The 11,712-nt window shown below is 29.1% G+C and carries 15 protein-coding genes and 1 pseudogene; 8 read left to right on the plus strand and 8 right to left on the minus strand.

The window, feature by feature from the left end; all coding sequences use genetic code 11:
- Window positions 1–165: 165 nt before the first annotated feature.
- From IM744_RS20375 to xerA, 4 genes are all read right to left on the minus strand, one after another.
- Complete coding sequence (locus IM744_RS20375) at window positions 166–1,371, minus strand: AbiH family protein (RefSeq protein ID WP_179340038.1); 1,206 nt, start codon at window positions 1,369–1,371, stop codon at window positions 166–168.
- Between the two features lie 659 nt (window positions 1,372–2,030).
- Window positions 2,031–3,197 carry a serine hydrolase domain-containing protein gene (locus IM744_RS20380; RefSeq protein WP_194510017.1) on the minus strand — a complete coding sequence of 389 codons (1,167 nt, stop codon included), beginning with the start codon at window positions 3,195–3,197 and terminating at the stop codon, window positions 2,031–2,033.
- Window positions 3,198–3,536: 339 nt separating this feature from the next.
- Window positions 3,537–3,839: a hypothetical protein gene (locus tag IM744_RS20590; protein WP_206694528.1), complete on the minus strand. Its 303-nt coding sequence runs from the start codon at window positions 3,837–3,839 to the stop codon at window positions 3,537–3,539.
- Window positions 3,840–3,928: 89 nt separating this feature from the next.
- On the minus strand, window positions 3,929–5,056 hold the full coding sequence (gene xerA, locus IM744_RS20385; protein ID WP_194510018.1) for a site-specific tyrosine recombinase/integron integrase: 1,128 nt from the start codon (window positions 5,054–5,056) through the stop codon (window positions 3,929–3,931).
- An 87-nt stretch (window positions 5,057–5,143) separates the two neighbouring features.
- Here xerA and IM744_RS20390 point away from each other — a divergent pair, with 87 nt between their 5' ends.
- The 8 genes and pseudogenes from IM744_RS20390 to IM744_RS20960 all read left to right on the plus strand — a co-directional run.
- On the plus strand, window positions 5,144–5,539 hold the full coding sequence (locus tag IM744_RS20390) for a hypothetical protein (protein ID WP_194510019.1): 396 nt from the start codon (window positions 5,144–5,146) through the stop codon (window positions 5,537–5,539).
- Between the two features lie 207 nt (window positions 5,540–5,746).
- A complete protein-coding gene (locus IM744_RS20395) occupies window positions 5,747–7,099 on the plus strand; it encodes a tyrosine-type recombinase/integrase (RefSeq protein WP_194510020.1) in 1,353 nt (450 codons plus the stop codon).
- Between the two features lie 291 nt (window positions 7,100–7,390).
- Window positions 7,391–7,528, plus strand: a complete 138-nt coding sequence (locus IM744_RS20400) for a ribbon-helix-helix protein, CopG family (RefSeq protein WP_194510021.1) — start codon at window positions 7,391–7,393, stop codon at window positions 7,526–7,528.
- Window positions 7,529–7,789: 261 nt separating this feature from the next.
- Window positions 7,790–7,855 carry a hypothetical protein gene (locus IM744_RS20950; RefSeq protein WP_394355010.1) on the plus strand — a complete coding sequence of 22 codons (66 nt, stop codon included), beginning with the start codon at window positions 7,790–7,792 and terminating at the stop codon, window positions 7,853–7,855.
- 7 nt (window positions 7,856–7,862) lie between these two features.
- A complete protein-coding gene (locus tag IM744_RS20410) occupies window positions 7,863–8,054 on the plus strand; it encodes a hypothetical protein (protein WP_194510022.1) in 192 nt (63 codons plus the stop codon).
- A gap of 51 nt (window positions 8,055–8,105) precedes the next feature.
- A complete protein-coding gene (locus IM744_RS20955; protein WP_379660206.1) occupies window positions 8,106–8,297 on the plus strand; it encodes a hypothetical protein in 192 nt (63 codons plus the stop codon).
- Window positions 8,298–8,340: 43 nt separating this feature from the next.
- A complete protein-coding gene (locus IM744_RS20415; protein ID WP_194510023.1) occupies window positions 8,341–8,517 on the plus strand; it encodes a hypothetical protein in 177 nt (58 codons plus the stop codon).
- A 102-nt stretch (window positions 8,518–8,619) separates the two neighbouring features.
- A pseudogene (locus tag IM744_RS20960) lies at window positions 8,620–8,811 on the plus strand (DUF6371 domain-containing protein); the annotation flags it as partial.
- Window positions 8,812–8,819: 8 nt separating this feature from the next.
- Here the strand turns inward: IM744_RS20960 and IM744_RS20830 are convergent.
- The 4 genes from IM744_RS20830 to IM744_RS20430 form a co-directional block, all read right to left on the minus strand.
- The gene (locus IM744_RS20830; protein WP_262893019.1) at window positions 8,820–8,945 is read right to left on the minus strand and encodes a hypothetical protein; all 126 of its coding nucleotides are present in this window, start codon (window positions 8,943–8,945) and stop codon (window positions 8,820–8,822) included.
- 182 nt (window positions 8,946–9,127) lie between these two features.
- Entirely contained in the window at window positions 9,128–9,856 is a 729-nt protein-coding gene (locus IM744_RS20420) for a DUF6090 family protein (protein WP_194510024.1), read from the minus strand.
- Window positions 9,857–9,915: 59 nt separating this feature from the next.
- Window positions 9,916–10,653, minus strand: coding sequence for a DUF6090 family protein (locus IM744_RS20425; RefSeq protein WP_194510025.1), 738 nt, complete (start codon window positions 10,651–10,653; stop codon window positions 9,916–9,918).
- A 164-nt stretch (window positions 10,654–10,817) separates the two neighbouring features.
- Window positions 10,818–11,534, minus strand: coding sequence for a DUF6090 family protein (locus IM744_RS20430; protein WP_194510026.1), 717 nt, complete (start codon window positions 11,532–11,534; stop codon window positions 10,818–10,820).
- Window positions 11,535–11,712: the final 178 nt, after the last annotated feature.

The raw sequence follows: 11,712 nt of genomic DNA on the forward strand, positions 1-11,712 counted from the left end.
TTAAACTAAATCTAAATGGAATGAGCCCGATTGAATATCGAGCTAATTATTGTCAAAATTAATTATAAATTTGTCTAAGCTTTTGGGTGCAGTCTAAAATCCGCGAGGATTTTCGTAAGTAGGCTAGAACTAGCAATAAATTATATACGGTGTTGTGCAACGTTTTTATCTTATTGATATTGGTGGTGGTTTCGAAATATCTTTTCTCAATTCTCTTTTTAATTCAGTCGAGTCAATATTTAAGAATATAAGATTTTTACTTCGCATTAGTCTTTGTATATCATCTTTCCCTCTTATGTTCAAGAGATTAATCAATAACTTAGACTTAGAGGCTTTACTGTGATGTATAATTACAATTGTTTTAATTTTTGATTTTAAATTATTCACAAAGTCAAATACTTCATTAATATAATCTTCATCTGAAGTATCTAAAGAATGACCAAAAAAGAAAAATTGAAAATTTGAATTCTTTCTTTTTTCGAAGTCAGTAATAAATTCAAAATCAGTATTGTTATTTAATTTTTGATAGTACTTAGTAAATGGTAAAAAATATCTCTTATCTAAATCATCATTTGGAATTTCATTAATGCCTAAAACAATTTCATTGGAATCTGAATCAATTTTTCCGTGTAAAAAACTTGTCTTATTTACTTTTTTATAGATTTTCTCAAAAGTTGGTGTGTAATTAAATGTATAGTGTTTTGTTATTGTTAAAAACAAGCTTTTGTCAACTCTAGTTTTTTGATTGTCATAAAATGGAAATACGAAAACCTCAAAATATAAATTGAATATTTTTTTAAAGTCTTTTAATTCCTCTATTAATTTTTGAGTTATTTTATTTAGGTCTACATCTATAAAGAAATCATATTTTTTAATAAGGTAATTTACATTTAAAGTGATGTCAAAATTTGCATCTAGAGTAATTATATTAAATCTCTTTAGTACTTGTAATATCTCAACGTCATTATTAAATAGCAATGGTTTATAATTTATTTTATCTTCAGAGAGTGAACCTTTTGAAAATATATTGTCTTTGATGTATTTTACAGATGTGAATAGATTATTTAATACATATTCAATTTTATTTTCAAAGTCAATCCAAGTTTCTATTTCCAATTCGTTTTGGAAAAACTGGAACCATAAATTATTTTGAATTTCAATTTTTAAAGTTTCGATTTTTTCATAATCGAAACTAAACACTTTATATTTTTCAGTTATTTGTTCATAATTGGAACTGTTACTATAAACAGAGTCAAAATCAATATCTCCGTAATTGTGAAGTGAGTTTAATATATTAATAAAATCGCTATAAGATGTAGGTAAACCTAAGCTTAAATCAAATCCATTTCCTGTAATTAATATTTTTGGCATAGGTTTTTCTCAAATGTTGCACAACGGTCTTGTGTATGGAAAGTTGCGTTTTTGTGTGCGAGGATTTTCCGCAGGAAAATCAGACGTAACAAAAATGCAACTCCCTTTGGTTAAGCACTAATTTAGCAATTTTTTATACACGTTGTTGCCAACTGTGCTTTTTTTTATTTCAGTATTTTTCTTTTTATAGTTCGAGTCAATTCGTCAGCTTTTCAATTCCGCAAACTTGCTCAAATTCCGATCTATTATTTTTTCGGCAGAGTGGAAGTCAGACGTTATTTTGTATTCAGTTCCGTTTTCCGCATTTCCATAATTTTGTCAAATTCCGCACAGTAATTCAGTTAGATTTTGAGTGAGCGATTCCGACGTTGCTTTTCATTCCGCATTTGAGTGAGAATTTATCGTGATTTTCAGAATTCCGCAACATAGTTTTTCTGATTTTACTTTCTTAAAATTCTAAAAAAAATCGAAAATAAAACTAGTCTTTTTTCAATCTGCAAACTTGCTCCAGCATTGTTGGCAACGGTTTTGTGTATGGTTAGTTGCGTGTTTAAGCAACTAATTTAGTAAACAAAAACGAACGCGAGAAAATTCCGAAGGAATTTTCCAAATAGGCAACGACCAAAGCAATTAATTATACACGTTGTTGGCAACTGGCTTTATTCAGTTGAATATTTTTTCAGAACTCTAATAATTTCTAGTTCTTCTTCTTGTAAGTTTTTTGTGTCTGTCGTATTCCCAAATAAAATATAACCAACTAAATTTTCTTTATCGAAATAAGCATAAGTTGAAGTTCCTGCGTGTTCTCCACTATGCCCAATCCATTTAGAATATACTTCCCAAAAAATTCCTGATTCAAATTCTCCATCGATTTGTTGAGTCATCATTTCTTCATAACTGTCTGAATTTAGAATATTATTATTTCCAGAATATCCATTAATCATTGAGGACAGATAATTTCCAAAATCAACAACATTGGTAACAAAACTTCCATCAGGATAAGTAATATCTTGCATTTCAGGTAAAGAAATATCATTGGCATAAAGACTTGAGACATTATCAGATGGTGATTCTTCAAAAACCCAATTTGAATTTGTCATTTGTAATGGGTTGATAATATTATTCTTTATAAAATCATTATACTTTTCTCCTGTAGCTTGTTCAATAATGTATGCTGCGATTGTTGTATTGTTGTTGGTATATTTATATGCAGTGCCAGAAGGATTTTTTAGAAAATGTTTTTTCTTATACCAATCTCCTTGAAGACTATAAATATTTTTGATAAAGTCAATCATCGGAATATCTTTGTTGTCTTCACATTTTCTACACCAATTATTTGAAAGAAATTTTCTTGTTTTTTTTGGTAGACTACAAAAGTCTTTAACAATCATTGTCTTTGAATAATTACGTGAATCTTGCAATCCGGAAGAATGTGTAGCCAAATTTCGGATTGTTATTTTGCTATTTGGAAAATAAGGATTAATAATTTTAAATGGTAGATATTCATTTATATCATCATCCAAATTAAGTTTTCCCATTTCTTGTGCTTTCATTAAAGCAACTCCTGCTAAAGTTTTAGAGATAGATGCAATTGGTTGTACTGTGTTTTTTGTGTAGAGTGTTTTTTTTTCTTTGTCGGAATAGCCAAAACCTTTGGCATATAAAATACTATCTCGATTAACAATAGCGACTGAAAATCCGACAATTGAATTTTTATCAGATAATTCGGTTAATTTTTTTGTTATTGATTCAGATGGAAATTTTTCATTCGATTGAGCAATCGTGATGTTCGTAAATAGTAAGAATGTCCAAATTAATAACTTCATTTTCTTGATTTGCTCAGCTTGTTGCCAACGTTGTTGTGTATGGTTAGTTGCGTGGTTAAGCAACTAAGTTAGTAAACATTTACGAACCTGTGAATATTCCGCAGGAATATTCGCAAGTAAGCTCAATAAAGCAATTAATTATACACGGTGTTGCCAACAGTTATTTTTTTGTTTATCCCTTCTTAAAATGCTAAAAAAAAATCGAGAGAAACAAGCTAGCAATCAATTCCGACTTATATTTCCGTTCAGCTTTTCAATTCCGCAAGAGTTGTTTTACACGGTTAGATTTGTTTTTCGTAACATTTATAAATTCCGTTTGATTAATATTTTAGTCCAATTTCATAATCCATTTAAATTTAAGAAAGGAATTGAAATTCCAAATACTAAAATTATTAAAAGAACTATTTCATATTTTTTTTTCGCGGACTCTGAAAGTCCATAAATCACAATCGTTGTTCCCGTCAGGTATATTAAGGAACCAATTAAAAAATTTTCAATTCCAAAAATTTTTGAAAACATTAAAGAAAGTAGAACATTAAAACTTCCGTGTATTGGAAGGTGACCATTTCTAATCATCCAAAATGTTGCAGAGTTAATTAACAAATAAATTATTGTAATTATTATCACTCTTTTTTTAATCATTTTAGATAAAGTCGGTTTAAATTTAACGTAATTCTTTAATTGTTGGCAACAATTGGATATACGCTATAGTCTATATCCACATTATAACGCTAAGATAGTAAATCTTTGATCTCCATGAATGATCGATTGGCTACGTGAGTATATATTTCTGTAGTTTTAGTAGAACTATGACCTAATAATAGTTGAATATGTCTAATGTCAGTTCCATTTTCTAATAGATGTGTAGCAAAACTATGTCTTAACATATGAGGTGAAACTTTTTTCAAAATACCTGCCTTTTTTGCTGCCACTGAAATTATTTTTAAAACACTTGTAGCACTATATTTACTTCCGTTTTGACCTTCAAAGAGATATTCTTTAGGTCTGTATTCTTTATAATATAGTTGTAGGTCTTTCAGAATACTCGGACTTAATATAGAAATCCTGTCTTTATTTCCTTTTGCATTGTTGATTTTTACAACCATTCTTTTACTATCTATATCCGTCACCTTAAGGCTCAATAACTCTCCTCTTCGAAGTCCAGAAGAATAGAGTAGAGCTACAATACACTTGTGTTTATTGTTATTAGTGCTATTAATAATTTTTATGATTTCTTCTTTAGATAAAACTTCAGGTAGTTTTTTTTCTTTCCTTGGTCTTTCAATGGAATAAAATCTATTGGGCATTCCATGGACAATTTCGTAAAAGAATTTAATACTATTAACTGCCAAATTCACATAAGAGTTCGATTTTCCTTCCTGAATAAGCTTTTGTAAATATTTTCTAACATCTATTTCATTTAGAGTGATTGGGTCTTTGTCATAAAAATAATTTATGAAAGACTCAAAACAAGAAACATAGTTACGAACAGTATTATCCGAGTATCTTTTAAGTTCTAGCTTTAGTAAATACTCTTCGGGGCAAGGCTTAAAATTATCTTTTGGTTTTCTGTTTCTAAAACGATCCAGATTAAGTTCGGGATTATCTATATTTATAATCTTATCGGAAAAGAAATAGTTTCCATTTATCCAAGCAACACCATGAAAAGTTTTATATATTAAATCTAAGTTATTTTTATTGTTCGAAACGTAGAATACACCAAATTCTTTGCTCCAAGATACATTTGGTAATGAGTTAACAAGTGCTTGTATAATCTTATTTGTGTTAAATTGAAGGCCAATACATTTCTTTTGATTTATAAGTAAATGTTTTAGGGTTATACTTTTCTGTAGTTGCATGTTTTTTTATGAAATTAACTAATTCAATTGATTTAGGCGTATCTTATTCGAATAGGATACGTATAAAATACGTTTAATTTAAATCTTATGAGATTTCACAAAGAATGTTTACATTGTAAGAAACTATTAGTAGGTAGAACTGATAAGAAATTTTGCGATCCACAATGTAAAAGTGGTTATCAATATCAACAAGCAAAAGAACAACCAGAGCGATTTTATAATAAAGTCGATAACCAATTAAAGCTTAATCGTAAAATATTAAAGGCATATAATAAAGGAGGTAAGGTCACAGTAAGAGCTCAAGTTTTAATTAAAAAGGGGTTTAATCCCAATTTTTTCACACACTATTGGAAGAATAAAAAAGGTGATGTTTATTTATTTGTATATGAATATGGTTTTCTAAAAAGAGAGGAACATAATGTATGTAAATATATTCTGATAAAATGGCAGGATTATATGCGAAAAAAAATACCTTTGGGGTAATATATTGTTTAATCTCGTAAACAAAATCATGAACACGGTTTTGAACACGATTACATAAAATTACCAGCTTGAACACCCAGTGTTTGTGTTGAAAAAGCGGTCTGAGTCGGGCTCATAACCCGAAGGTCACTGGTTCGAGTCCAGTTCCCGCTACTAAGACGAAAGTTTTCGAAATCAACGGATTGTGTTCTCACAATCCGTTTTTTTATGACTTCAGCTCATAGCTTTTTATTACAAGTACACGATTCAGTACACAGTTTTAATATGAAATCAAAGTTTTCAGAACCAAAAATTTTTACTGGTGGTGTTGATATTTCAAAATGGTCTAAGCTAACCAAGAAGCAACAAGAGGTTGCGCTTAAAAAAGATTGGTATGTATATTATTCCTTTAGAAATCCAGAAACAAATAAACTAAACAGGCAAATCAATATTAAAGGGAATTGCAATAGTTATTCTACGAAATCACATAGGCTTAAAATTCTAAAGCCAATACAAAGACAGCTTCATAATATATTGGAAGCCGGTTTTAATCCATATAGTGATGATAATTCACAGGTAAAAGATGTTTTAGTTGGCAAAGTTCCTTCTATTGATACGATTCCAGAAACTACTCAGGTTAAAAGTATATTATTGGTCACGGAAGTTAAAAAGGACAATAATGAATTGTCGATAGATGATTCTGTTAAACTTGTTTTGAAGATTAAGCAGAAAGTACTTAATGAAAATTCTTATCCCAAATTTAAAAGCAGGATAAATCGGTTCTTTAAGTGGCTTCAAGAAAATGACTATGATGGTAATGATTCCATTCTTTCAATAAAGAAAAAAACGGTAATACAATATCTTAATAGTGTATTACAGGGTACAAGTGCGAGAAACAGAAATAATGCACGTATCGATATTGGTTCATTTTTTCAAACGTTAGAAGATAATGACGTTATATCAGAAAACTTTATAAAGAAAATTAATATCCTTAAGTCAGTACCAAAACGTAATAAAACATATAAGCCACAGCAACAAAAAGATATATACAAGTATATGGAGCAGCATGATCCTATTTTGCTTTTGTTCGTGAAATTTATTTCATATAATTTTCTTAGACCGATAGAAGTATGTAGACTAAGGATTGAAGATGTTGACTTAATTGATAAAAAACTCTATGTCAAGGCTAAAAATAAAGCTGTTAAAATTAAGATTATTCCAAATATCTTAATCTCTTCAATTCCAAATTTATCTGATCGTAATGACAAGGATTTTATTTTCACTCCAACTGAGATAGGAGGAGCTTGGGATATTAGTGAAGCTAATAAACGTGATTACTTTACAAAACGATTTAAAAAAGTAAAAGATTACTTTAAGCTTGGGGTTGATTATGGACTATATAGTTTTAGACATACATTTATTACGATGCTTTATAGAGAGTTTGCGAAAGGTATGTCTCCTTATGAAGTTAAAAGTAAATTGATGCTCATAACTGGTCATAATACTATGGAAGCGTTGGAAAAGTATTTAAGAGATATAGATGCAGCCTTACCTGACGATTATTCAAAATTTCTAAAATAAAACATTCTAATATTATGTAATACATTATTAAAATATGTCTTACAAAAAGAAAAAGCCATTGATAAATATCAATGGCTTTTTCTTTTTTTAATATTTTTATTACAGAAAATTCCTATACTAATAAAAGAAATTTCAACTTTTTTAGACTTTATCCGACCACATCCGACCACAACCGACCACAACCGACCACAACCGACCACAACCGACCATAACCGACCATAACCGCACGACGTCTATGGGTGGTAGTATACCTTTGTAGTTCAGAGACATAATTAATATAAATCTAAACTTATGAAAAAAAAAGGTATTACAATTAGAATTGATGATGACCTAAGGGAGGCAATTGAAGAACAAGCCAAACTAAAGGGTAAAAAGGTATCCGAGCATTTACGTGAATTACTAATCGCTAATCATTATATCCTGATATAATTATGGAGAAACAAACAACAGTATTACTTCCAAAATTAAATGAACTAAATAAAGGAAGAAAGCAACATAATACATAACAGGTATTTCATTCTGAAAATGTCGTTGTATGTAGAATTAAAAAATCCAATGATTTCTTAAAACTTCAATTTGAAGCTTATTTCGTTGATTATGAGTATTTGTAATGCAATAGATCATCTGATATTTCAGAAAAAGATAAGCCAATTATGGAATTTAAAGAAGAGGGATTACTAAATACTCAAAATAGCTTCTCGTTTAGGAATCAGCGAAGGCACTGTAAGAAATGCAATTAAAAGATTAGCAGCTTAGATTGAAAATGGATGCATCAATAGTATATAAAGTAGCTCAGGCACTTCCGAAAGAGGAACGTGTCAAGCTATATCGTATGCTCAAATCTGATTTGATTCCAAAACCTTTGAAGAAAAAGGATAAAATACAATCACCCGAGTTTACTGATGAGGATGCTTTAGAGTATTTGTTTGAAAAATTAAATATAGAAAAGAATTAACCATTCGTAACGTTCGTAATATTTCTAATAGATACGAACGTTACGAATTATATGTATTACAAATACTATTTTAATAAAATATGTCTGTGCATCTTGTGGCAAAAAACATCAGTGCGTTATTTAGATTCAGATAGTAAAAGATATTTAGATGTAAACATTGGGTGTTGTGACAGAGAAATAAAATATGCTAATCATTTAAATCCAAAAGGTAGTCTGTCAATTGTATTATCAGCTTATGATTAAAAAAGTGTATTACCTAATTTTCATTCTGAAAATCTACTGGGTTTTGAGGAAGTCTACCACCACTACCAACAACAACAACAACAACAACAACAACAACAACAACAACTTCATAAAATATTTATTACAATACTTTGATCCCTCAGATGTCAATCATGTATTACAGTGGTATTTCATTGGAGCTGCTAAAAATGGATTGGAGATACTTTCTTTTGGTAGATAGATGATAATATGGAAGTACATGCAGGTAAAGTGATGTTGTACTGATTGTACGGTTAATAGAATAAAGAAAAACTAACCTCACATTAATTAGGTACACTGTGTATTACATTTAAATAACTTTGTATTACAAAAATGCTTATTTGTATTACATAATCTTCATGATAGTAAAATCAAAACTATGGGGATTGTTGAGTATCAAAAAACTTTAATTATCAGGAGTATATTTAGACCTAATGTTGCTTTGGATGGTAACAGGTTGTTAATAATGAGTACGTCTAAATGTTATTTTATTTAAAACAATAATTAATCTTTTCTCCACTGCTTGCCAAAATCATCACTTTCTGTACCAACAGGAAAAAGTAAGCGATATAAAATACAATTCAATCCATATCTTAAATATCTATACCAATATGGTTTTTTTTTGTACATAATGTTTAAAATTATGTAGCCTTTATTCAGGACGGGTCATAATAACTGCTAACGGTCTCGGCTATGAGTAGTTGCGTGGGTTAGCACGAAACTTTACAAGTACACACCGAGTTGGAAATTCCGCAGGAATTTCCAAAGTAAGCGATAACGAGCAATTACTTATAGCCATTGTTGTGCTTTCGTTATTTTTTTAATCTTTTAATTTCTTTTCCAATTTCGTCTCTTACAGAAATAGTTTTTTCTAACATCATATATGTATAGTTCAGAAAGTTTTTGTTTTCAGCAGTAATATGAGACAACGTATTTAAAAATTCGGCATCTTGTTTTAGGTCATTATAATTGTTAGGGATTTTATGGTCAATATCTTTTGTTGTAAAAAGCCTCTTATTCAATATACTATTTGTATTCGTGTAAATATCACTTTTTAAATCTCTAATGTGTGAATTAATAAAGTAAGTCTCATCATACAGTTCAATAATTTGTGTTCTTAATGAATCGTTTTTTATAGTATTAAGACCTTTAGATTTTAGTGTTTCATATGCCATTTGTTGAGGGAAAAATACATCATATCTGTTTATATTCCCAAAGCTAAATTGAAGTGAATCATTAAAGGATGAATTGTCATCTTGTAATAAAGAAAGTATGTGTTGATTTCCTGTAATTATTATTGAATCTCTCGAAATCATATTATCTATCTTGATTTTATTATTAGCTATGTCATTATACAGACCAGATAATGTTTCGAATTCCAAGTTAGATTCTTTTCTTCCCTCATTCCAATTATTGATTGAAAGCGCAATCAAAATTCCAATAACGACAAGAATTATTTCTCCAATGGCATAAAGCATATACTTGCTAAACTTATTCTCAGTCAGCATATTTTGTCTAATTTTTCTAAAGAATTTTATCATATTTATTTCCCGAGAAAGCGGAAATCTTTTGGTTATTGGTTCGTCATTTTTAAAATAGTTTATTCATTTTCTAATTTTTCATCTATCAAATCAATGATTTCTGAACTTTTGATTTTATACTCTTTTAAATAAGGGATATATCTATTAAAATACAAGTCATAACTGTTTTTAGCTCTATTTCTATAACCAAAATCGGTTAAGGCATATTCAATAAAATCATCACTATAATAAACGTCACCATAAAAACTAAAATCAGCAAACCATGGTTGTGTAGTCATTACAATTTCTGCAAAGGAATTATTGTTTACAGTTAGTTCCTCTATTTTGATTGAAATTTTATTAGATAAATCTACATATAAACTATTTAATTTTATTGATAAAGAACCATTGGAAGTGTTGTTTTGCTGATTATAATTTAGTAAAAGTTCAAAGCCGTTTTTTCTAAGGCTTATGTCGGGATATCCAAAATTTACATATTTGCAAGATTTACAATCCTTAAAGTCTTCTTTTTTTCTTGTTTGATTAATAATTGCCAAATAATCTTTTTCTATAGGTTGCGAAATAGTGATAATATCATCAATATTTAGGATGTCCTGCTGTAAATCTGCTTTGATGGTTGCATAAATATTATTTAATATTTTTTGTTGTTGTTTGTCTTGGTTCCAATTGTTTATTGAGAGAGCAATCAAAATCCCAATGACCACGAGGATTATTTCGCCAATAGCATAAAGTAAATATTTACTGAATTTGTTTTCAGTTAGCATTTTTTGTCTAATTTTTCTGAAGAATTTTATCATTGGTTAGCGGTTTCTGATAATGAAGCACAACGTTTTTGTGTAAGATTAGTGGCGTGTTTAAGTACCTAATTTAGTAAACAAAAACGAACCAGAGAAAATTCCGAAGGAATTTTCCAAATAGGCACTTGCCAAAGCAATTAATTATACCCGGTGTTGTGCTTTCGTTATTTTTTTTTATTCAATTCATTTTCAATAATACTGATTAAATGGGCATTTTGCTTTATTAATATTTCTAAAACATCAATGTTGTTTACAATTTTTAAAGAGGCTTCAAAAAGTATCTGCTGGAATTCGGTGTCTTTTGAAATCGCTATGAGTTCTGAACTATCGATAAAATCGTAAGATAAGTCCACTACGGCTGTATTTTTATATTTATTTTCAAACCAATTGGTAAGCTTGTACATTTTTTTATTTCCTAAATAAATGCGCATTTTTGTTTTTATAACGTCGTCTAGATCAGAGTATATATCGTCCATATCTTTCATTTTCCTGAAATAGATTAATATTTCTTTTCTAATGTCATCATTGGTGATTTTTGTCGCTAAAAAGGGATCATTGTCTTTAGTTATTGGATTGTAATAAGGTAAAAATCTGATAATACTAGGATTCTTTATAACAATTGTGCTATCATTTTTTACGCCTATTTTATATAACTGTTCCTGTAAAAAATCGACATCTTTAAGTTCTTTAAGATTTATGCTGTAGGAAACGGAATCTGATTTCAGGTCTTGTAATAGATTAGAGAGCACAGACCGCTGATTGATTTTTTCTTTTCTCCCTTCATTCCAATTGTTAATCTGCAAAGCAATTAAAATTCCAATAACCACAAGTACAATTTCGCCGATGGCATATTTCAAATACTTTCCAGTTTTGTTTTCCATAAGTAAATTTTGGCGAGTTTTTCTAAAGAACTTTATCATTGGTTAGCGGTTTCTGGTAATGTCTTGTCCTGAAATATGGCTACAGGTTAAAATTGATTTTTACACTGTTAATTGATATACCATATTTGGTGTTTTATAGTCTAAAGATAAATGTAATCTTATTTCGTTGTATAAATTA

Origin of the sequence: Psychroserpens luteus (genome assembly GCF_015319355.1) — a bacterium.
Lineage (GTDB): Bacteria > Bacteroidota > Bacteroidia > Flavobacteriales > Flavobacteriaceae > Psychroserpens > Psychroserpens luteus.